The organism is Paractinoplanes toevensis (genome assembly GCF_018332695.1).
Lineage (GTDB): Bacteria > Actinomycetota > Actinomycetes > Mycobacteriales > Micromonosporaceae > Actinoplanes > Actinoplanes toevensis.
This window is the reverse complement of the sequence record NZ_BOQN01000143.1, coordinates 24,748-46,435: the sequence shown is the minus strand read 5'-3', so window position 1 is coordinate 46,435 and position 21,688 is coordinate 24,748. Positions and strand designations below refer to the sequence as shown.

16 protein-coding genes and 1 pseudogene are annotated in these 21,688 nt (G+C 70.9%); 15 read left to right on the top strand and 2 right to left on the bottom strand.

The window, feature by feature from the left end:
• The first annotated feature begins 89 nt into the window (after nt 1-89).
• The 15 genes and pseudogenes from Ato02nite_RS45830 to Ato02nite_RS45760 form a co-directional block, all read left to right on the top strand.
• Nucleotides 90-1,283, top strand: coding sequence for a hypothetical protein (locus Ato02nite_RS45830; protein WP_213013021.1), 1,194 nt, complete (start codon nt 90-92; stop codon nt 1,281-1,283).
• Complete coding sequence (locus tag Ato02nite_RS45825) at nt 1,280-4,051, top strand: helix-turn-helix transcriptional regulator (RefSeq protein WP_213013020.1); 2,772 nt, start codon at nt 1,280-1,282, stop codon at nt 4,049-4,051. Before Ato02nite_RS45830 ends, Ato02nite_RS45825 begins: the two co-directional genes overlap by 4 nt.
• 76 nt (nt 4,052-4,127) lie before the next feature.
• The gene (locus tag Ato02nite_RS45820) at nt 4,128-5,894 is read left to right on the top strand and encodes a sensor histidine kinase (RefSeq protein ID WP_213013019.1); all 1,767 of its coding nucleotides are present in this window, start codon (nt 4,128-4,130) and stop codon (nt 5,892-5,894) included.
• On the top strand, nt 5,891-6,298 hold the full coding sequence (locus tag Ato02nite_RS45815; protein ID WP_213013018.1) for a roadblock/LC7 domain-containing protein: 408 nt from the start codon (nt 5,891-5,893) through the stop codon (nt 6,296-6,298). Before Ato02nite_RS45820 ends, Ato02nite_RS45815 begins: the two co-directional genes overlap by 4 nt.
• A complete protein-coding gene (locus Ato02nite_RS45810) occupies nt 6,295-6,666 on the top strand; it encodes a DUF742 domain-containing protein (protein ID WP_213013017.1) in 372 nt (123 codons plus the stop codon). The genes Ato02nite_RS45815 and Ato02nite_RS45810 overlap by 4 nt, the downstream gene beginning before the upstream one ends.
• 17 nt (nt 6,667-6,683) lie before the next feature.
• Nucleotides 6,684-7,424, top strand: a complete 741-nt coding sequence (locus tag Ato02nite_RS45805) for a cellulose binding domain-containing protein (RefSeq protein ID WP_213013016.1) — start codon at nt 6,684-6,686, stop codon at nt 7,422-7,424.
• A gap of 94 nt (nt 7,425-7,518) precedes the next feature.
• Nucleotides 7,519-8,850, top strand: coding sequence for a lipase family protein (locus tag Ato02nite_RS45800; RefSeq protein WP_213013015.1), 1,332 nt, complete (start codon nt 7,519-7,521; stop codon nt 8,848-8,850).
• A gap of 78 nt (nt 8,851-8,928) precedes the next feature.
• Nucleotides 8,929-9,459 (top strand): hypothetical protein, encoded by a 531-nt coding sequence (locus tag Ato02nite_RS45795; protein WP_213013014.1) that lies wholly within the window; start codon nt 8,929-8,931, stop codon nt 9,457-9,459.
• Between the two features lie 95 nt (nt 9,460-9,554).
• A complete protein-coding gene (locus tag Ato02nite_RS45790; RefSeq protein ID WP_213013013.1) occupies nt 9,555-10,631 on the top strand; it encodes an L-histidine N(alpha)-methyltransferase in 1,077 nt (358 codons plus the stop codon).
• Nucleotides 10,628-12,169, top strand: coding sequence for a polyamine aminopropyltransferase (locus Ato02nite_RS45785; RefSeq protein ID WP_213013012.1), 1,542 nt, complete (start codon nt 10,628-10,630; stop codon nt 12,167-12,169). Before Ato02nite_RS45790 ends, Ato02nite_RS45785 begins: the two co-directional genes overlap by 4 nt.
• A gap of 56 nt (nt 12,170-12,225) precedes the next feature.
• Nucleotides 12,226-15,030, top strand: coding sequence for a hypothetical protein (locus Ato02nite_RS45780; RefSeq protein WP_213013011.1), 2,805 nt, complete (start codon nt 12,226-12,228; stop codon nt 15,028-15,030).
• Nucleotides 15,027-15,407: a hypothetical protein gene (locus Ato02nite_RS45775; RefSeq protein ID WP_213013010.1), complete on the top strand. Its 381-nt coding sequence runs from the start codon at nt 15,027-15,029 to the stop codon at nt 15,405-15,407. Before Ato02nite_RS45780 ends, Ato02nite_RS45775 begins: the two co-directional genes overlap by 4 nt.
• A gap of 62 nt (nt 15,408-15,469) precedes the next feature.
• Nucleotides 15,470-16,081, top strand: a complete 612-nt coding sequence (locus tag Ato02nite_RS45770) for an RBBP9/YdeN family alpha/beta hydrolase (protein WP_213013009.1) — start codon at nt 15,470-15,472, stop codon at nt 16,079-16,081.
• Between the two features lie 40 nt (nt 16,082-16,121).
• The gene (locus tag Ato02nite_RS45765; RefSeq protein ID WP_213013008.1) at nt 16,122-17,924 is read left to right on the top strand and encodes a glycosyltransferase family 4 protein; all 1,803 of its coding nucleotides are present in this window, start codon (nt 16,122-16,124) and stop codon (nt 17,922-17,924) included.
• Between the two features lie 178 nt (nt 17,925-18,102).
• Nucleotides 18,103-19,778 (top strand): annotated as a pseudogene (locus Ato02nite_RS45760) (S8 family serine peptidase); the annotation flags it as partial.
• Nucleotides 19,779-19,807: 29 nt separating this feature from the next.
• Here the strand turns inward: Ato02nite_RS45760 and Ato02nite_RS45755 are convergent.
• Both Ato02nite_RS45755 and Ato02nite_RS45750 read right to left on the bottom strand, forming a co-directional pair.
• Nucleotides 19,808-21,025: a WD40 repeat domain-containing protein gene (locus Ato02nite_RS45755; RefSeq protein ID WP_213013006.1), complete on the bottom strand. Its 1,218-nt coding sequence runs from the start codon at nt 21,023-21,025 to the stop codon at nt 19,808-19,810.
• A complete protein-coding gene (locus Ato02nite_RS45750) occupies nt 21,022-21,525 on the bottom strand; it encodes a SigE family RNA polymerase sigma factor (protein ID WP_213013005.1) in 504 nt (167 codons plus the stop codon). Before Ato02nite_RS45750 ends, Ato02nite_RS45755 begins: the two co-directional genes overlap by 4 nt.
• Between the last annotated feature and the right edge of the window lie 163 nt (nt 21,526-21,688).

The window sequence follows — 21,688 nt, the reverse complement described above, 5'->3', positions numbered from 1 at the left end:
GGGGAAGACCCCCCGATGTCCGGTCTGGTACGAACATGGGGTCCAATCGTCATCCCATCGGCGACTGTCCGATGGTGAGGAGCAACTACGTGCCGTACCTGCTGGGCGTCGACATCGGATCCGGCACCGCCCGGACCGCGCTGTGCCGGCGCGCCTCCGATCTGGCCGGCTGGGGTCCGCCCGAGCCGGTGCCGTCCGACGTGCTGCCCGCCGTCAGCGGCCTGTTCCGGCGATGCGGCGACGAGGTGCCGGTCTACAGCGAGGACCTGTTCGTCACGCCCCAGGCGCTGCTGGTCGAGCAGGCTCGCGGCGCGGCTGACGCGGTGTGGGTGCGCGAGGAGGAGGGTCCCGACCGGATCGCCCTGGCCTATCCGACGACCTGGGGCCCCGGCCGGGTGGGCCTGCTGCGGTCCGCGCTCGACGACGTCCACATGAGCAACGCGGTGCTGGTGACCCGCGCCCGCGCCGTAGTGGAGCGGCACCGCGCTCTCGGCCGGCACACCGCCGAGGGCCGGGTGGTCGCGGTCTGCCGCATCGGCGGGCTCGGCACCGAGGTGTCGCTGGTCATCCCGGGCGAGCCCGGCCGGCTCGAGCTGCTCACCTCGACCGAGGACGGCGAGGTCGGCGGCGACGATCTGGCCGAGGGCGGCCCGGCGGAGTGCCGGGCGACCATGGCGGCGATCCTCGACCTGTTCCGGCGCACCGCGCGAGCCGCCGGCGTGACACTCGATGACCTGGCCGCGGTGCTGCTGGCCGGCGGCGGCACTACCCGCCCGATCGTGGCCGAGACGCTGGCCGAGGTGATCGCGGCACCGGTGATCCGAGACGACGACCCCCGGCACACCATCGCCTGCGGCGCCGCGGTCTCGTTGCGGCCCCCGTCCGAGGTGCCGCCCACCGGCCGCGCCGCCCTCGCGCCACCACCCCGGCAGCCAGCCCAGATGCCACCCACTCAAATGCCAGCCGCCCAGGCACCGGTCGGCCAGACATTCGCCACCCAAATGCCAGCCGACCTGACGCCGAGCGGCCGGATCCCCGGCGATCAGATACTGGGCAGCCGGTTGCCCGGCGGCCAGACGCCCGGCGATCAGATACTGGGCGGCCGATTGCCCGGCGGCCAGATGCCGGGCGGCGAGATGCCGGGCGGTCAGACGCAAGACGCCCTGGTGCCGGCCGCGCTGATGCCGGTGACGACCGGGCCGGACGACGTCGTCGCCGGGCCCGGTCTGCCGCCGCCGCGGCCGTCGCTGGACATTGCCGGACCGCAGGTGCCGCGCCGATGAGCCTTCCGTTGACGATCGGCGCCGACGCCGGCGACCTGCTGCGCGATGTCCGCGCCGATCCCACCGCACCGATCGGCGCCGCCGTCTGCGCGCCGGGTGGCTTCGGCAAGACCGCCCTGCTCGGCGAGCTGGCCAAGGTGTGGGCCGAGGCCGGCGTGCCGGTCAGCACGCCCTGGCGGCCCGGCGCCGGCCCGGCCGGCTCGGTGCTGCTGGTCGACGACGCGCACCGCCTCGACGACCACCGCCTGGCCGAGCTGCTCGCCGTCGCCGAGCGGCCGGACACCCGGTTGATCGTGGCCTACCGCCCCTGGCCCCGCCCGGCCGCGCTGGCCCGGCTGACCGAGGTGCTGGGCCGCGCCCGGCCGGCGGTAACGCTGCCCGCGCTGCTGCCCGGCCAGATCGGCGGCGTGGCTCCCGCACTCGCGGAGTTCGTCGTCACGCTCACCCGCGGTGTTCCGCGATACGTGTCCCGCCTGGTGCCCACCCTCACCGGCGCGGAACCGCCGGCCCGCATCCCGGCCGCCGCGCTGGCGCCGTTCGCGCCGGAGCTCGACGACCTCGGCGCCGAGCTGCGCACCCTGCTACTGGCCGTCGAGGCCGGCGGCTCCTTCGATCTGACCGCGGCGCTGCTCGGCCGCGGCCCGCACGAGGTCGGCGACCTGGTCGCGGCGGGCCAGGCGACCGGCCTGCTCACCGCCGACGGCACGCTGGTCCCGCTGGCCCGGTACGCCATCGCCGCACTCGGCCCGATCGCCCAGCGCGTCAGTGTGCGGCAGCGCCTCACCGAGTTGCAGATGGCCCGCGGGGGTCCGGTGCTGCCGCTGGTGCGGCACCTGTTCCCCGACCCCGCCGCGCCGGTGCCCAACCCGGGCCCGGTCGTCGAGACGGGCACCGTGTCGGTCCCGGACGGCGGCTCGGTCGCCGGCGGCAGATCCGCGTCTGTCCCCGGCGGCGACACGACGGCCGGCGCCCGGCCCACGTACGGCCTTGGCGGCGACACCGCGGCCGGCGCCCGGTCCGAATTCGGCCTTGGCAGCGACACAACGGCCGGTACCCGGCCCGGGTTCGGCCTTGGCGGCGACACGACGGCCGGCGCCCGGCCCACGTACGGCCTTGACGGCGACACCGCGGCCGGCGCCCGGTCCGAATTCAGTCTTGGTGGCGACACGGCGGCCGGTGGCCGGTTCGAATTCGGTCTTGGTGGGGACACCGTGGCCGGGTTGGGGCCGGCGTTCGAGGCTGCTGCTGAAGAAGCGCTGCGGGACGACCCGGCGCTCGCCGCGCGGCTGTTCGCGGCGGCGGCGGGTGCGGGGCGGCCGGCGGTCGCGCGGCGTGCGCTGGCTACCGCGCTCACCGGTGACCTGGATCAGGCCGCCCGGCTCGCTGATCGGACGGTGGCCACCGGCTCGCCGGACCAGCGTGCCGAGGCGGCGTACGTCGCCGCCGTCGCCATGGCCCATCGTGGGCAGCTCGACCGGGCCGCCGACCTGCTGCGCTGGGCCGGGTCCGGACCCGGCGCGGGCTTCCGCGCCGCGGCTCTGGCCGGCACCGGCCAGGTCGGTGCGGCCGAGACCGCGCCCGACGACGGGCCGCCCACGCTGCTGCAGGCCACCGCCACCCTGATGGCCCGCGGCGTGCGGGAGTCGCTCACCGATGCGCCGGCGGCCGCGCTGTCCACGCTGGTGCAGGCGTCGTCGCTGCTGGAGCCGGTGGGCACCGGAGTGCTGCTGCCGGACAGTCCGGCGGCGCTGGCCGCGCTCGTCGGCCTGCACAGTGCCGACCTCGACATCGCCGAGGCCACGCTGGAGCGTGCGGTCCGCGCGGGGCTGGGCGGGCCGCTGCTCGCCCCGCGGCACCGGCTGTTGCAGGCCTGGAGCCGGATGCTGCGCGGGCAGTTGGCGTCGGCCGGCCGGCTGGTCACCGAGGCGGCCGCGCAGGGTGGACGCGACCGGCTCTTCGCCGCCGCGCTGCGGGTGGGCCTGGCCCGGCGGGACAGCGACCTGGTCGACCTGCGCGCCATCTGGCCGGACGCCTGCCAGGTGCTGATCGGTCAGCCGGTCGACCTGTTCATGCTGCTGCCGCTCGGTGAGATGGCCGTCGCCGCGGCCCGGCTGGGCGAGCGTCACCGGGTCGCCGCTCACCTGGCCGACGCCGATCGGCTGCTGGACCGGCTGGGTGACGTGCCGCTGTGGAGTGCGCCGCTGCACTGGAGCAGGCTGCACGCGGCCATCCTGGCCGAGGATCGGGCCGAGGCCGACCGGCATGCCGCCGCCCTCGATCGGCTGCGCGGCGCCGGGCCGTACCCGGCGGCGCTGGCCGCGGCGGCGCAGAGCTGGCTCGCTGTTCTCACCGACCGGATCGATGCCGATCAGGTCGAGGTGGCCGCTCGCGGGCTGGCCGCGCTCGGGCTGGCCTGGGACGGCGCGCGGCTGGCCGGTCAGGCGGCGATCCGGACGACCGACCGCAAGGCGATGTCGGCGCTGCTCGACTGTGCCCGGACCCTGCAGGGCCGGCCCGGGCCGGCCGAGTCCAAGGAACCGGCTGAGCAACTGCTCAGCGACCGGGAGCGGGAGGTGGCCGCGCTGGTGCTTGCGGGCATGACCTATAAACAGGTCGCCGATCGGCTGTACCTCTCGGCCAAGACGGTCGAGCACCACATCGCTCGCATCCGTCAACGGCTGGGCTGCACGGACCGGCGGGAGATGCTGGCCCGCCTGCGCGAGTTGCTGGCGGATAGTCCGACAGCGGTGGATGGAGCGGTGGCATGAGCGAGCGAAGCGAGCGCATCAGCAAGCTCAGTGCGGAATTTGCTCGTGGCAGGTCGGAGCGAAGCGAGGACCTGGCATGAGCCGGTGGCTGCGGTGGCGGGTCGACCCGCGCCTGGGCGTGGGCCTCATCCTGCTCGTGCTGTTGTGGCTGGCCGCCGCCGGACCGGCGGTGAGCGCGGCCGCCGACCTGATCCGGGAGCGCGGCACCGCCGACCGGTTCGGGCACGCGGTGGACGGTGTGGTGGTCGAGTTGCAGGCCGAGCGCCGGCTGTCCGCGGCGTTCCGGCCCGATGTCGACACCGCGCGGCTGGCCGAGCAGCGGGTCCGGACCGATCGGGCCCGGGCGGCGCTGGACGCGACCCGGACGGGCTGGCGGAACCGCCTGATTACGGCCGACGCGGCTCGCTCGGCGGACGAGTTGCAGCGCCGGCTCGACGGTCTGGGCCGGCTGCGCTCCGACGTGGACGCCGGCGATTCCGGGCGGGCCGAGATCGTCACCGGTTACACCCGGGTCATCGAGGCCGGTCTGGGTGCGCCGTGGTTGCCGGCCGGCGACACGCTGGCCGCGCTCGGCCGGGCCCGGGAGGCCCTGGCCGAGGAGGACGCTCTGCTGACCGGCGCGCTGGCGACGACCGCCGGGGTCACCGACGCCGACCGGTTGCTGGTCGGCACGCTGATCGGCGTTCGCCAGGCCCGCCTGGCCGACGCCGGCGCCGATCCCGCCACCGCCGCGAGCACCGACCCGGCGCGTTACCGGCAGCTGGCGGGTGTGGAGCAGCGACTCCTGGCCTCCGACGGGGCCGTGGTCACCGGGGCGGCGTGGACCGCGGTGGCCGACCCGGCCATCGCCCGCCTGCGCGCCGCCGAGACCGCGGCCGACCAGCGGATGACGGCGGCGACCTCGGGCACGGTCGCGGCCATCGTCTATGCCGGGCTGATCGCGGGCGTCGGGCTGGTCGCGGTGATCGGTGTGTTCCTGCTGGCCCGCCGGAGCGGGCCGGACCGGCGCTCACCGGCCGCCGCGCCGGACGCCCGGCCCGACGCCGGCCAGGCCCGCCAGGAACTGCTGCTGGACCTGCACCGGCGCAGTCAGCGTCTGGTGCACCGGCAGTTGCGGCTGCTCGACGCCATGGAGCGCCGGCAGTCCGACGACGACACCCTGGGCGATCTGTTCCGGGCCGACAATCTGGCCACCCGGATCCGGCGCAACGTGGAGAAGGCCATCACGCTGGCCGGCGGCACCCCGGGGCGGCGCTGGCGGCGGCCGATGCCGCTGGTCGAGGTGGCCCGCGGGGCGGCCGCCGAGGTCGCCGACTACACGCGGGTCGCGACCCAGGTGGAGCCGGCCGCGCTGGCCGGCAACGCGGTCACCGACGTCATGCACCTGCTCGCCGAGCTGATCGACAACGCGACCACCTACTCCTCGCCGGACACCCGGGTGCGGGTGAGCGGCGCCCGGGACGTCCATGGCGGTTACACGTTCGTCGTCACGGACGTGGGGCCCGGGATGAGCGATCTCGACCTGGCGACCGCCGAGGAAGTGATGGCCGATCCGGAGCCGCCGGCGGACGGCCTCTGGTGGGGTTTCCACGCGATCGGCCGGTTCGCGGCCCGGCACGACATCACCGTACGGCTCGAGCCGGGCACGGCCGGCGGCCTGGCCGCCACCGTCACTCTGCCCCGCGAGCTGGTCGCCGATCCCGGGGAGGATGGGCCCGGACCGGACGCACCGCCACTCAACCGGGTCGAGCGAATGCGGGCACGGTTCGGTGAGGTGAGCGATGCGAACTCGGCAACCGTAGATCTACCCGTGGTGGGCAGTCGACAGACGGAGGCATTGTGAACCACAGTTTCGTCGCCGCGACGGGAATCGTTCCGCTCCTCAACGAGCTGGCCGCGGCGCTGCCCGGCACCGAGGGTGTCGTCCTGCTGTCCACCGACGGCCTGGAGCTGGCGATGTCGGCCTCCACCAACCCGGTGTCGGCCACCAACCTGTCCGCCGTCGCGGCCGGTCTGCACGCCGTCGCCGAGGCGGCCGACCGCAACAACGGCGGCCATCGGGTGGACCAGACGCTGGTGGAGACCGACTTCCGCATGCTGGTGGTGCTTCCGGTGGCGCCCGGCGCCCTGCTCGCGGTGCTGTTCGACGCGGTCAACGATCTGGTCGGCACCCAGGAGAAGATCGCCTGGTACTCCGATCGGCTCAGCCTGCGACTGTCCTCGGTCGACCTGGTTCAGACACCATGACGACGACCGAGGACGTCTGGTACGACGCCGAGGCCGGGCCGCTGGTCCGCCTCTACGCGATCACCGGTGGCCGCACCGAGGCCGCGCAGGGCGACTTCACGCTCAACGCGATCGTGCAGCGGGTTCCCGGCAGCCAGCCGGGCGGCGAGCTGTCGCACGAGCAGCGAACCATCCTGGAGCTCACCGAGAAGCCGGTGTCGGTGTCCGAGATCGCGGCCCGCCTCGGCCTGCCGCTGGGCACGGTCCGGGTGCTCCTCAGCGACCTGCGCGACGACGGCCTGGTCGCCGTCCCCCGCTCCCGCGACGCCGCCGAGGCGCCCACCATGCTTCAGCTCCAGCAGCTGCTGAACGGCCTCAACGCCCTGTGAACCCGGAGGACCCACCGATGAGCCAGCCGTCCCGGCCCCGCCGCTCCCCCATGGTGGTGCTGCTGGACGCGATGCTGGGCCTGGCCACGACTTTGCAGACCGCCAACCTGCCCGGTTCCGGGGGTGGCCGCCGGCGTGGCCGAGCCATCGTCATCTGGCTGGTCGCCGGGGTGCTGGCCGCGGCCGGTGGCACCGCGCTGCTGGTGAGCGCCGTCCTGCGTACCCCGGATGGCCTGGCCGATCTGCCGCCGGGCGGCGGCATCGCCGCGCTCGCACCCACCACCTCGGCCGCCCCGGCCTCGGTGACCGTCCGTCCGTCGTCGGCGACGCCGACGACGACCAGCCCCACACCCTCGAAGTCCTCCGCGCCGGCCGTGTCCCGCTCGCCCGAGAAGGGCACCTCGGTGGTTCCGTCGAGCCCGGCCGGCGAGGCGCGACTGGCCGCCGTCTACACGGCCGCCGACGGCCTGCTCGGTTACCGGGCGCAGGTGGCCGTGACGGGCGAGGGTCCGGGCACGGCCGACGGCTGGCAGCTGACCATCACCATGCCGCGGGCCACCCTGCAGCTGGCGGCGGTCAGCGGGGCCACCGTCGCGCAGTCCGGCACGGTGTGGACCTTCACCCCGACCGCCGAGACCCGCCAGGTCGCCGCGGGCGCGTCGGTGACGGTCGTCTTCGACGTGCGCGGTGCCACCCTGGTGGACGGCAAACCCACCGCGTGCAGCATCAACGGGGAGGCGTGCGCCACGGCGGAGTGAGAGTTCGACCATCTTTAATGTCTCGTTTCGGGAAGTTACCGTCCGGTAACTGCGGCCATCACCGGGCTCGCAGTTCCGCCGACGGAGGCTGGACATGCCCGTACGCTCCCGAATCCCCGCCGCCCTGCTCGCCCTGGCCGTCTCGATCGCGGGGTTCGGCGTAGCCGCCGCCCCGGCGGCGGCCGCCGTGACGTCCCGCGGCGTCACCATCCCGGACTTCTACACGCCGCCGGCCGCACTGCCCACGGCCAACGGCGCGCTGGTCCGCACCGAGCCCCTGCCGCTGGCGCTCTCGCTGCCCGGCATCAACTCCAGCCTGCCGGGCAGCGCCACCCGGATCATGTACCGGTCGACCGACTCGAACGGGAACCCGGTCGCCGTCACCGGCGCCTACCTCGAACCGGCGGCGGACTGGACGGGGCCCGGTTCACGGCCGCTCGTGGTCCTGGCGCCCGGCACGATGGGCCAGGGTGACCAGTGCTCGACCTCCCTGGCCCTGCAGTATCCGCTGGTCCTGGGCGCGAACGGCGGCCAGACGACGGTGTCGATCGGCTACGAGATCCTGGCCATGTACCAGCTTCTCGCCAAGGGCCTCGCGGTCGTCCAGACCGACTATCCGGGCCTCGGAACGACGGACCGGCTGCACCCGTACGTCAACCGGGTCGACGAGGGGCACGCGGTGCTGGACGCCGCCCGGGCCGCCAAGGCACTCCCGAACACCTCGATCACCGCCAAGTCCGTGGTCGGTCTCTACGGGTACAGCCAGGGCGGCGGCGCGGTCGCCTCGGCGGCGGAGCTCCAGTCGTCGTACGCCCCGGACGTCGCGCTGAAGGCCACCTACTCCGGGGCGCCGCCGGCCGACCTGGTGAAGGTCACCGAGGCGATCGACGGCACCGAGCTGGTCGGCGCGCTGGGCTGGTCGGTGAACGGGTTCCTGCAGACCGATCCGGACCTTCAGGCGGTTGCCGACAGGTACCTCAGCGACGCCGGCCAGGCGGCCCTGAAGGACCTGTCCACCATGTGCGTCGGGGATGCGCTCTTCGGGTACGCCTTCAAGCGCAGCACCTCGTGGACGAGGACCGGGCAGTCGCTGGCCGACGTCATCGAGGCCGAACCGAGCCTGCGTAGCTTCATCGATCAGCAGTTCATCGGTGCCCGGAAGCCGACCGGCGTGGTCCGGGTGGCCACCGGGGTGGCCGACAACCTGGTGCCGCACGGCCAGGCCCGGACGATGGCGGTCGATTGGTGCCGCCTGGGGGCCAATGTCGTCTACGCCCCGATCCTGCTGCCGAGCGTCGGCGACCCGCTGCTGAACCACTTCGGACCGCTGCTCGCCGACCAGGGAACGGCCGTGGCCTGGCTCAATGACCGGCTGGCCGGATGGCCGGCGGTCACCAATTGCGTGACCATGCCGATCCAGCCCTGAGCCACGCCCCCATCCGGCCGAGCACCGGTTATCCACAGGCTTCCCCCGAATCTTGGGAAGACATGACAACATGCGGCCATGGCTTGGGAAGCATTGCCCAGTGCGGCAATCGGTGCGGTGATCGCCCTTTCCGGCACGCTGCTGGCGGACGTACGCCGCGATCGTCAGCAGCGGGGCCGCGACCTCGGCACCGAGCGCCGGAAGTACTGCGTGGCCTTCACCGTCACGTTGACCGAGGCGCTCGGTGCACTACGCTCAGTAGCGGCTCGGCGTCTGGCGGCGACGGAGCTCCGCACCGCCGTCGGCGAGGCGATGAATGCCACGTACGTGGCGCGGGAACAGCTGCTCCTGTCCGGATCCGGACCGATCGTGGTGGCCGGCGAGGTCGCCTTTCACCGGCTGGTGGACGTCCGCGACGCGGTGCGAGCGGGCGCGGAACTCGACTCGGTGGAGTATCACGACGCCTATCACTCGTTCGCCGACGCCCTGTGGCGATTTCGCATGGCCGTGCGGGAGGACCTGCACGAACCGAGCCTCGCCCCGGAAGATCTGCACCGGCCGGACTGGACCGATCGGGACCGATGTGCGGTGTGCGCGGCCCGCGCGTGACCCGATCCGGTTACATCGTTCGGTCGGCCGCCACAGACCCGCAGGTTGCCGCGGGTGGACCGCTGGCTACCCGTTCTTCAGCCAGAGATAAAGAGATGTCCATCGATGCGATGCGAACGGCCGATGTGTTCCGGCTAACTTCCTGCGACGGTTCTGTCGTGGTGGAAACGTACTGCCCGGACGATTCGATCAGAGGGAGTGGCCCGGTGCCGAATCCTCGGTTACCAAGGGCGACATCGACCATGTCCGTACACGACGAGAACGTCCTGCACCGCCACACACTGCTGAGGTCGATCGCCGCGGGCCAGGTTCCGCTGAAGTTCGCCTACGTGGGCAGCGCGGCGTATACCCACGATCGATACGCCCGGACCGACGACTATGCCGGGATGATGGCATCCGCCGAGCGTGAATCCGACGCGTTCCTCCGATCCCGCTGCTGCGATCCGACCGTCGCGGATCTCGCCGAGATCGGGCCCGGCAACGGCGAGCACAGCGCCGCGCTTCTGGCTGCGCTCCGCGCGAAGGGCCTGCCGATCCGGCGCTATCTGGGTGTCGACTTCAGCTCGACCCTGCTGGACATCTCGCGGCGCACGCTCGACGACCGATTCGAGGGCGACCTCGCGATCGACACCGCGCAGTGGGATGCCGAGAGCAGCCCGGCTCCGGTGATCGAGCAATGGCGGCCGGCGGCCGGTCCGGTCCTGGTCTGCCTGGTCGGGGGCACTCTCGGCAATTTCGAGAATCCCTTGCACGGGTTGCGGAACATTGCCCGCATGCTCCACCCCGGCGACCTTCTTCTGACGAGCGCATTCTTACGGCCGAATTCCGGCGCGATCAATTCATCAATGTCGGCATATCGCACCGATGAATTTCGTCGGGCTGCCCTGGAGCCCATGCTTGCGGTGGGAATGAACGCGAGTGACCTCGATCTGTCGATCGCCTATCAGGACGGGATATTCGTCGGTGAGGTAACCTTGCGAAAAGATGCCCACCTGGGTTTTCTTCGATTGCCGCGCGGCTACAGCTTCCGGTGTTTCGTATCACGGCGTTTCGATCCCGGAGAATTCGTGGGCTTACTCGAAAAAGCCGGATGGTCGATTTACAAGACCGACGTGGAGCCCGACAGTGACCACATAACAGTGGTCGCATCTCGCGACGAGGAGCCGCTATGAACACGGATCCCCCGCAAGTTGATCCCTGCGTCGATGCGATGGCGCTGGCCGGCGATCTGGTCAAAGGGGCGAGGCAGGCCCTCCGGATGCATCGGGTGTCGTCCGAGGGGACGGATCCGTTCAGCGTCCGGGTGCCGTCGGATGCCGTCGAGGAACTCGTGCTGAACCTCAGCGCGCGGGTCGAGAACTGTGTCGAGCAGATCGTGCCGTTCGCGCCGCACTCCCCCACGGCGAACGCGTTCTCGGGCCTGATCTGGCAGCACGTGGCGAGGCGACGCGCCGTCCACCGCTTCTATCTGGTGCCGTCCAGCGAGGACAACCAGCGACGCGTGCAGCTGCAGATCACCGAGGATCGACGCCACGACCTCCAGTCGGAGCCGGTGGAGGTCACCGGCGACAGCGCCCAGGCCCCGATGAACACGCTCTGGCTGATCGACGACCGGGTGGTCGTCCGCCAGGAACCAGGACCTCATGGCAGCGGGCCCTGGCTGGTGACCGGCCGGCCGGCCGAGGTCGCCCGGGCACGGACGATGATCCAGGCCCTTCGTGACCGGGTCACTCGCCGCGCGGAGGACACCGAGGACGAGGAACCGGCCGGGCCCGATCTCACCGCCTGGCTGTTGCGGTCGGCTCAGATGCTGCATCACGTCGCCCAGATGTCCTGCACCGAGAACCGCCTGATCGGCGAGGACGACTGCGCCTGGTATCACGGGGCCTGGCAGTTCCTGCGGTTCTTCAACATGGTCAGCAGCCCCACCTGGCATACCGAGTTTTACGCCCAGCAGATCCGCACGGAGATCCACGAGCGCACGGCGCGGCGCATCCTGATCAGCGGATCCGCCGACTACACGACGCTTGCCTTCGTCCTGCGGGCGGCTCGCCCCTCGAATGATGCCTCCCCGGTCGAGCTGGACGTGCACGTGGTGGATCTCTGCCGGACCCCGCTGCTGGCCTGCCGGTGGTACGCCGAACGCCTCGGCATAAAGATCAATATTCACCAGGCGGACATCACTCGAAAGAGTGACGACGGAAGCGAAGGATTCGACCCCTCCGAGCCATTCGATCTTGTGGTCGCGGACGCCTTCCTGACCCGATTCGATATTGCCGGTGCGGGAATGGTGCTCTCCCGCTGGTTTGAGCTTCTCCGTGACGGCGGCACCGTGGTCACGACCGTACGACTGCATCCGCGCAACAAGTATCGTGGCCAGAATTTCGATCTTGATGATGACGCTGATCATCGTCTCAGCGACCCGGTCGACGATTTCGAGTTGCGCCTGCGTGAGCGTGCGGCGGCCTGGCAGGATATGCTGCCGATCGATCTAGAAACGCTCTCACACCTCGGCCGCACATACGCAAAACGTATGATCAGTAATGATCTGGGCGATGCGGACGCTGTCAGGAAAACGTTCGAAGATCATCAGTTCGCACTGATGGAAGAGACGGCAGCGCCGGTGCGCGGCGAGTTGTTCGGCACGGAATATCTCCGGGTCGTTGCTCGCCGGCCGGACCGGTCCTCGGCCGAGGCCGTCCCGGACTGACACCGCCGGCCCCCTCCCCGCGGTGCTGTCCGCTGCGAGAAGGGAGTGTCCCGGCAGTGCCTCTCCCCTTCGACTGGGATGCGTTGACCACGGTCCCATCGGACGAAGACGGCCAGCGCGTGATCAGCGCGGCACGGAACGACCTCGAGAAGGCCGCCACGGCCCTGCGGGAGAAGTTCGACGTCGCGCTGCCCTTCCGGCTGCTGTCGAGGGACTTCAAGAACCCGGACGAGCCGCGCGTGGTGGTCCTCGTCGGCGAGAAACTGCGCTGCGAGTTCACCGACGGCGCGCTGCAGAACGCCCGGCGAAAGGGTCTCGGCCCGATCGACCTCATCGCCTCCGCCGTCGTGTATGAGCAGTCGGCCGACGTTGATGGCAAACCCTGCGTGATCCTGGACGGCAACTGGCGTCCCAAGCGGGTCGGCCGGGCCAATGGGCCGACCGAGGCGCAGATGCGCCGGCATCGCCGGGTCGCTCGCCTCCCGATGGTCACCGGGGATATCGAGAGGGCCATCAAGGCCGGCAAGAACGTGATGATCGTCGGCAAGCACGGATCGGGCCGGACCGCGCTGGCCGCAGTGGTCGCTCAGGTGCTCGGAGGGCAGGGTTACGGCCAGATCTGGCTCGACCTGACCGACCCCGCCGACGGTCCGGAGTCGGTGGTCGCCGAGTTGCTGAAGCTGCCGAAGCAGGAGCACTATCTGCTCGTCGCCGACGGCCTGCAGGCGAACATCCCGGTGGTCGACCCGTTGCTGTCCTGCGCCCCTCTGCTGCAGATGATGTTCGGGTTGCAGATCTTGATCCTCGCGACCACCTGGAAGTCGGTCGCCGACAAGGTGACCGGCGGCGACCCCCATTTCGACGCCAGCCCGATCGGCGTGTCGGCCGAAAAATTGATCAAGCAGATGCTGGACGACGAGTCGATCTTCGGCGAAGACCGGCAGAAGATCGAGACGCTGGCCGGCGACGACGTCCACATCGCACTGAGTGCCATCGACATCTTCCACGCCCACGGCCGGGTTCCGGACGTGGGCGAACTGCAGCAGGAGTTCACCCGGGACACTGACGCTCCGGCGGAGAGGCGCGCGCTCTACCACCTGTCCTGTCTGGGCGTGCTCGGCCTCGTCATGTCGGAAGTCCAGGCCGTGGAGATGTTCGGCCGGCCGACGATCACCGAACTTCTCGACCGCGATCTCGTGCACCGCACGGACGAGGCCTTCACCGTCGCGACTCAGCGCCGGGCGGTGCTGGTCATGAACTTCGCGCTCGAACACTGGCCGGAGATCGGGAGTGAGGGCCAGCCCGAGGACGTGGTCTGGACCCATCTGCAGCGTAGCGACCGGCTGATCCGAGCGACCCTGAGCCAGATCGACAACGTCGTGTCGCCGGAGACACTGCGCCCGGCGAGCTCCTACCTGATCAGCGCATGGGACATCTCCGAACAGCTTGCGCGATGGCTGGAGAAACAGACAAACCACGGGCCTGCCTGGGAGGACAACCTCGGATCCTCGGTGTTCGCCGCAATGGCCCTCGCCCGGCTGGACCGGCCGGAGCAGTGGCTCAAGATCGCCGAACACGTCCGGGCCCGCTGGACCTACGCCGACCCGGAACTGCAGTTGCCCGAACCGGTCGGTGGTAACACCACCGACTTCAAGGATTTCCAGCAAATCGGCCGGGAGATGGCCGAGGAGGACCTGGCGTACGGCGAGGACGGTCACCCCTCGGGGATGCCCGCCGCGCAGTTCGACCCGCAGGAGGCGTACCGGACCTGGGCACTCGGTCTGCTGCTCTGCTTCGAGGCGACGGCGCCGCTGGCCTACCGCGACGCCGAGCGCATTCGCATGCTGCTCGACATGACGAAGATTGCGGCCGACTCGCTCGACGGGTACTTCTATCCCGTCCGGGTGCCGTGGGTGACCGCCCGCGTGCTGATGGGCATCTGCCACGCCGACACCGAGCCCCGGGAGAACCGCGTCGTGGCGCGGGCATCCAAATGGCTCATCGACCTCGCCTCCGGCAGTGACCCGGGCCAGGTCGTCGGACGATGGCTCAGCGGAACGGGCACCTGGAACACCAATGAGGAGGCGACGGCGATGTGCGTCATCGCCCTCGTCTCGGCGCAGCAGCGGTACCGGGCCGGGGACGTGATCGACGCCGCGCTCAGCTGGCTGACCGGCCGAAGCGCGGAATGGGGGCGGGAAGGCCAGGAGATCGATCTGGCTCAGGTGATCGAGGCGTTCGCGTTCTGCACCGAATCATATGTACCGGGTGAGCAGACCGAGATGCTGGTGAACCAGCACCTGAGCACGTTGCTCCAGCGCACCCGGAACGAACTCCGCAAGGCGCCGGTGGCCGATCGCCCCGAGGAGCGCCTCCGGCTGCCGTTCCTCGCGGCGCAGCTCACCGAGATCGTCTGGCGGACCGTGCAGTCACAGTTCAAGCGCCTGCTGCGCGATGTGATGGGCACGTCCGACCGGCCGCAGGCGTCGTCGAACGGCCGGTCCGCGATGCCCCGGCCACGGCCCGAACCGGACCCCGCCTTCCTCCCGGAACCCGACAAGGGGCTCACTGCGGGTCAGCTGCGCGTATGGCAGGCGGCAGCCAGCCAGCTCCGTCGGACACTGAACGACCTGATCAGCGACCGGAGCAGCCCCGGCAAGGCCGGAGTGGCCTTGGTCCAGACGTTGCTCGCGGAGAACTATCGGCAACAGCGCCTGTACAACGAACTGCTCGGAATGCTGGACAGCCAGGCGACCGTGGAGACCCTGAGAGCACTCGACGAACTGGGCCAGGAAGTGTGCGGCCCCAGTTGGCCGACGCTGCCTTACCCCGATCACTACCGTGACGAGGCTCCGGCGTGAGGGCCGCCCTTCCGGCCTCGTCGTCGCTGAACTTCCTGGCCGGGATCTTCGCAGGCGCCGGCATCAACCTGATCACCTCGGTGGCCACCGGTCCCGAGGCCGAGGTGTCCAGTACGAAGATCGCCCTGGACTCGGTGCTCTGGGTGGCCGCCGCCGCCTGCCTCACCTGGGCCGCGCAGGTGGTGCAGCGCGGTGAGCGTGACGCGGACGTGGAGGTCCAGGGACGGCTGACGCAGGAGGAGAAGGAGGAGATCCGCGACCACCTGGAGCGCCGGTCGTGGCGCCGCGCCCGGTTGCCGATCATCCTTACCGTGGTGTTCGTGATCGGCTCCGTCGCGCTGCTGCCGAGGTTCATTCCGTGGAGTGCCCTGCTCTAGTGGTCGTTCGTTCACCACGTAAACGCGTGAATGCCGGATCCGTTCCTGAGGAGAACCCGACGATGGCCCTGACGCCACCCGCGCCCGGAGACGTCTCCCGGCGTTTCGTGATCCTTCACGGATGGCAGAACGAGCGCCCGATCGGGCACTGGCAGTGGTGGCTCGCGGAGCGCCTCACCGAACGCGGCCATGAGGTGGTCTACCCCCAGTTGCCGAATCCCGGCCGCCCCGCGTTGAAGGAATGGCTCGAGGTGATCGAGGCGTCGCTCGACCGTGATCATGCCGATGAGCTGGTCGTCATCGCGCACAGCCTCAGCTGTGCCGCCTGGATCCAGCTCGCCGGGATCGGCAGTGTGCGGTTGCCCGTCGACCGCCTCGCGCTGGTCGCGCCGCCCAGCCCGAAGTTCCTCGCGGAGACGCCGGAGCTGCGCGAGTTCTCGTTCGCCGACGGCGCGCACGAGGCGGTGCCGGCGACCTCGATCGCCGCAACGCGCCTGGTCTGTGCCGTGGACGACCCGTACTGCGACCCGCCTGCGTCCGTCCTCTACGGCGACAAGTTCGACGTGGACGTCATTCCCGGCGGCAGCCACCTGGACATGGTCGCCGGCTACGGACGATGGCAGTCCGCCCTGCGCTGGTGCGAGGACGGCAGCCGGCGCTTTATGACGGATTAGCGTCATGCGGTGGGTGCATCCGGCTACCTAGCATCCGCCCATGGACAACTCACTCGCACAGCTCGTCGCCGCTGCCACCGGCGGAATGAGCGGGGAGGCGTGGGCGGATCGGGTCGCGGACCTCGCCGACGCGGTCGCTGCACGGCTCCGGGGTGAGGTGGTGCAGTCGCCCAGCGATCGCCTGCGCTCACCGCACATCCGGGTGGAACGGGGCACCGATCGCCCGGCGGACATCGAGATCGCCGCTTGGCGGCCGGACGAGTTCGCCCAGATCGTAAGCTCGTGGGTCGCGTCGCTGGCGCACGTCGCGATGCGGCGTCGCCAGGACGATCCGGACCTCGGGCGCGTGGCGCTGTTCGCGGTGGTGGTCGGCGTACCGGAAGATTTCGACCTGGTCCCGGGTCTCGACGACCTGCTGACCGAGTACGACAACGTCGTACTGGGACTGATCAACGGCCGGGAGCGGTGGCTCGGCCTGCGCGCCGGTGCCGAGCCGATCGAGCTGGCCGGTCTCGACGCGGCGCTCGCCCACCTGACGGCGGCGCCGGGGGCGGCCGACCCGGCCGAGGAGAAGCCGGTGGTCGACGCCGACCGGCGACCGCGGTTCCTGCTGATGGCGACGGAGTGGGGCTCGAAGTACGGCGGTCTCTCCACCTTCAACCGCGACCTCGCCACCGCGCTGGCCGCCATCGGGGTCGACGTACGGGTCTGCGTACCCGAAGCGAACCCGGCCGATGTCACGCAGGTATGGGAGTCCGCCACGGTGAAACTGGTGGCACCCGACCCCATCCCGGGAATCGAGGGCGACGCGCTCCTGCTCGCCGGGCCGCGGGTGGTCGAGGGTGAGGACTATCGACCGGACGTCATCGTCGGGCACGGCCGGCACACCGGACCGTACGCGTACGGGCTCCACCAGCGGATCTTCCGGGATGCCCGCCGGGTGCACGTCGTACACACCGACGCCGAACTTCTGGAACAGGCGAAGGAGGAACCCGACGGCGACTCCCGGATGATCGAGGCCGACGAACGAGGCATGATCGAGCTTGCCCTGGCCCGGTCGGCCGATCTGGTCGTCGGGGTCGGGCCGCTGCTCAGCATGCTGATCTCGCATCACATGCGCGGTCCGGACCCGGTTCCGCCGGTCTTCAATCTCAGGCCCGGGCTGCGGAACTGGGGTGAGCAGGTCAACGCGGCCGACCCGCCCGAATTCCGGCAGGTGCTGCTGGTCGCCCGGGCCGAGGACATCCGGTCGAAAGGCATCGACATCGCGGTGGGCGCCGTGAAGGCCATCGTCGACAAGCGTGACGATCTGACCACCCGGCCCACGCTGGTGATCCGTGGCGTGCCCGATGACGAGGCCACGCAGGTGCGGAAACGGGTCGAGGAGATCGCGGAGGAGTCACTCACTGTCCTTCTGCGCCGGTACACCACCTCGCAAAAGAGGCTCCGCGACGATCTTTGGGGCTCCCGGCTGGTCATCATGCCGTCTCGCCACGAGGGCTTCGGCCTCGCCGCCTATGAGGCGATCGCGGTCGGCGTTCCGGTTCTGATCACCCAGGAGAGCGGTCTGGCGATGATGCTCACCGACCTGGCCCGGGCGAATCGCCTGGATCCACCCCGGGAGGTCGTCTCGGTCCAGGGCACCGCGGAGGATGTCGCGAAACGGTGGGCGGACAAGATCGAGGAGGTTCTCACCCGGCCCCAGGAGGCCTTCGCGCGGGCGGCTGCCCTCCGCCAGCAGACCCTGGCGGAGGTCAGTTGGGACCGGACAGTCGCGGAGTTGCTCGGCAGGCTCGGCATCGAAGTCCCCTCGTCAGCCACCACGGGAAATCGGCCCGCGTAGCGACGACCGGCAATACAGAAATGGCCGAATGGTCTGTCCTTAAGTCAGACCTTTACAAGTCTTCCCTGGTAAGAGCGCATCGGTGGATGACCGAGACAGAAGTTGACAGCGGTTCGCCTGGCTATCGGAGATCTTTTCCGATGGGATTCATCAAACAACTCCAGGAGGAGCGCACTCCATGAGAAGACGCCTCACCGCCGGGGCCGTTGTTACCGCAACGGGGCTGGCTTTCCTGACCACGGTGCCGTCCACCGCCACGGCGGCACCGTCGGCCCCGGTCGACTACACCGTCGTGTCCGCCGACGGAGTCTCCGCGGCGGACGCGACGGCGGCCATCGCGGCCGCCGGCGGCAAGATAGTGAGCAGCAACGACGCCATCGGGGTCTACCGGGTCACCTCGGCCGACGCCCGGTTCGAGAACCGGGCGGCCGCCTCCGGCAAGCTGATCGGGGCCACCGTCCGCAAGGCCGTCGGTTACGCGCCGAACAAGGTCGAGCGGGTCGAGACCGGCTTGAACCGGCACACCGGCGGTCCGGGCCAGCACGGTCCGGCCAAGATGGACCCGCTCGACGACAAGCTGTGGGGCCTGTCGATGATCCGGGCGGACAAGTCCCGCCGGATCGAGGCCGGTGACCGTGGTGTCACGGTCGGCATCCTCGACACCGGCCTGGACGCCTCCAACCCGGACCTGGCGCCCAACTACAGCTCGCGCCTGTCCCGCAACTTCGCGCCCGACCTGACCGACGTCGACGGCCCGTGCGAGGTGACGAGCTGCCTCGACCCGACCGGCACCGACGACAACGGGCACGGCACGCACACCGCCGGCACCATCGCCGCCGCCGCCAACGGGGTCGGCCTGTCCGGCATCGCCCCCAAGGTCACGCTGGTCGAGCTCAAGGGCGGCCAGGACTCCGGGTACTTCTTCCTCGACCCGGTGGTCAACGCGCTCACCTACGCGGGCGACCACGGCCTCGACGTGGTCAACATGTCGTTCTACGTCGACCCGTGGCTCTACAACTGCACCGCCAACCCGGCCGACAGCGCCGCCGACCAGGCCGGCCAGCGAGCCATCATCGCGGGCATGCGGAGGGCCCTCGAGTACGCGAACCGCAAGGGCGTGACCCTGTTCGGCGCACTCGGCAACAACCACGAAGACCTCGGTTCCCCGCGTACGGACATCTCCAGCCCGGACTACGGCGCCGACCCGTACAGCCGGCCGATCGACAACACCTCCTGCTGGGACCTGCCGGTCGAGGGCCCGCACGTGATCGGGGTCGCGTCGCTCGGCCCGTCCGGCAAGAAGTCGGACTTCTCCAACTACGGCACCGAGCAGATCTCGGTGGCGGCCCCGGGCGGTTGGTACCGGGACGGTTTCGGCACCCCGACCTTCCAGACCTTGGGTAACGAGATCCTCTCCACCTACCCGGTCAAGGTTCTCAAGGAGGAGGGCCTGGTCGACGCCGACGGCAACATCACGGCGGCCGGCACCGGCTCGGTCTTCAAGGACTGCACGAAGGCCGGCGTCTGCGGCTACTACACCTACCTCCAGGGCACCTCGATGGCGTCGCCGCACGCGGCCGGTGTGGGCGCGCTGATCGTGAGCCGTTACGGCGTCCCGGACTTCCGCAACGGCGGCAAGACGCTGCTGCCGAGCCTGGTCGAGCGTCAGCTCTACCGCACCGCGGCCGAGCACGCCTGCCCGGAACCCCGCCTGCAGTCGTACGCGCAGGAGGGCCGCTCCACCGAGTTCGACGCCCTCTGCGTCGGCGACAAGAACTTCAACGGCTTCTACGGGTACGGCATCGTGGACGCCTACGCGGCGGTCGGCGGCCGCTGACGAACCCGGGCGGCCCGGTCACGAGCGTGAACCGGGCCGCCCGGCCTCAGACCAGCGGGCCGTGGGTGGTCTCCCACGGGGTGGCCACGACGCGGCGTAGCCGGGCACGCTCTCGCGCGCGCCGGATCAACCACCACAGCACGAGTACGCCGGCCGCGCCGACGATCAGCCGGGGCCACATCAGCGGGCCGATGAAGAACGGTGGGTCGCCCGCGCGGACCTGGCCGGACTCGATCGCCCGGTCGGCGATGTCGAGGTAGTACACCTCCGAGGGCAGCGCCATCGCGCTCACCGGTTCCGCCGTGCCCGGTGTCAGGGCCAGCAGCCGGGGCTGGTTGGCGGCGACGAAGGCGAGCGCCGAACCGTCCGGCCGCCAGCCGAGCAGGCTGCCGCCGAAGATCTCGCCGTCGATCGCGGGCAGGTCCGGGCCGCTCACCTCGCGGCCGTCGGCCGGGTCGAACCAGCGCAGCGCCCAGGATCGCGTCTCGGACGGCAGCAGGGCCAGCGCGCGGCCGTCCGGCGCCCAGGCCCCCTTGCCGGCCAGCACCGAGCCGCCGGGCGGCACGAACGAGCCGAGGGCCCGGCCCGACTCGTCGGCCACGATGATCCGGTGGTCCTGCTCGTAGGCCAGTCGCCGGCCGTCGGGCGACCACGCGGCCGAGGTCCACTCGTCCGCCGGTCCGAGGTCGATCGTCGCGTCGGTGGTGACGTCGACGATCCGCAGGCGGGTGCCCTGGACCACGATCCGGCGCCCGTCCGGTGACCAGGCGACCGGCACGCCCGGCAGCGGGCGCTGATCGCCGGTGCGCAGGTCGACCAACTGCTCCGGGATGGCCACCACGGTCCCGTCCGGGGACAGCAGCACCCCGTCCTCGATGAGGCCGGTGTGCAGCGTGCGGTAGTCCTCGGTGGCCGCCCCGACCAGCGCGAACGTGTCGGCGTCGTCGAAGAACGGGCCGAACCGGCCGCCGTAGCCGGAATAGACCACCGAGGCCGCGCCGAGCCCGGCGACGCCGCGCGACCCGAAGGCGGGCAGGCCCAGGCGGTCCGGCAAGGTGCTGGTGGCGCTGCCGGCGGGCGGGATCGCCGGCCGGGACCGGGACACGAACGGCACGGCCAGCGCGAGCGCGGCCACCAGCAGCACCCAGGCCGCCACGGAGCGGCGCCGGCCCCGTCGCGCCTTCGCCACGCTCCCGGCGTACACGTCATAGGTTTGGGCTTGATCTGCCGTTCGCCGTAGTTCCTCGCGCAGGTTGGCGCTCATCGCGGACTCCTCTCGCCGGCGATCAGGTCGGGGGCGATCTCGCGCAGGCGCTTGAGCGCGTCGTGCGCGTGCCGTTTGACCGTGCCCACCCGGACGCCCAGCACGTCGGCCGCCTGGGCCTCGGTCAGGTCGGCGTAGAACCGCAGGACGACCACGGCCCGCTGCTTGGCGCTCAGCCGGGACAGCGCTTGCGCCAGGCTCAGGCGCAGGGCGGTCGCCTCGGCCGGGTCGGCGTGGGCGGTCTCGCGCGGCGCCGCGGACAGCTGTTCCGGTACGCGCCGGCGCCGCCACCAGCTGATGTGCTGGTGATACATGGCTCGGCGGACGTACCCCTCGGGGTTGTCCCCGCTGATGCGCCGCCAGTGCCGGTAGGTGCTCGCGAGTGCGCTCTGCAGCAGGTCCTCGGCGAGCTGATGGTCCCCGGTCAGCAGGTACGCATGGCGCGACAGAACCGGCGAGCGTTCCCGGACGAACTCCCGGAACCCGTCGACCTCGGCCATTCGCCACCCCCTTCTCCCCTACCAACGCCGAAGTGCTGCCCGATGGTTGGGGGCCGAGCCGCAACGCCTGCCCAAACGTGCACGATCATCGATGTTTCTTGAGTGGATCTCCCGCCGAAACTAATCTGTAACAAAGCGTCTTGAAACGTTTTAACGAGGAGAC